The following is a 528-nucleotide window of genomic DNA, read 5'->3' on the forward strand; positions in this document are numbered from 1 at the left end:
GGCCTTGACTGCGGGCCCCTGTCGGGTTTCGACAGCGTGAAGCTGGAGGCGGAGTTCTTCCCCGACGGACGGACCAAGGTGAATTTCCTGTGCAATCTGGGCCGCGCCGACCGGGCCGCGTTGTTTCCACGACTACCCCGGCTCTCATTCGAGGACGCATGCACGCTTCTGTAGGGAAGACCAGGTCGGAGGAGATCCGGCAGCGCATCGCCGACGACATCGTCTCCGGGCGGCTGAAGCCCGGACAGAAGCTCGACGAGCCCGCGCTCGCCGAGCACTACCAGGTGTCGCGCACCCCGGTGCGTGACGCGCTGCGCCAGCTCAGCGGCACGGGGTTGGTCCGCATCCTGCCCAAGAGGGGCGCGTGGGTGGCTGAGATCGACCCGCAGCAGCTCGACGAGCTGTTTGAGGCGTGCGCGGAGATCGACGCGCTGTGCGCCAAGCTGGCAGCCGTCCGGCTGACCGGCATCGAGCGCCGTCAGCTGGAGCTCGCGCACACCCAGTCCGAAGACTACGTCAGCGGCGGCG

1 protein-coding gene and 1 pseudogene are annotated in these 528 nt (G+C 68.4%); both read left to right on the plus strand.

Annotated elements, in window-relative coordinates; genetic code table 11:
• Window positions 1-174, plus strand: a pseudogene (locus tag PKE71_RS17690) (malonic semialdehyde reductase); the annotation flags it as partial.
• Window positions 159-528: GntR family transcriptional regulator (locus PKE71_RS17580; RefSeq protein ID WP_271188322.1), on the plus strand; the 370-nt coding region annotated here is incomplete at its 3' end. The pseudogene PKE71_RS17690 and the gene PKE71_RS17580, both read left to right, overlap by 16 nt.

Source organism: Maricaulis virginensis (assembly GCF_027922185.1).
In the GTDB taxonomy this organism is placed as follows: Bacteria; Pseudomonadota; Alphaproteobacteria; order Caulobacterales; family Maricaulaceae; genus Maricaulis; species Maricaulis virginensis.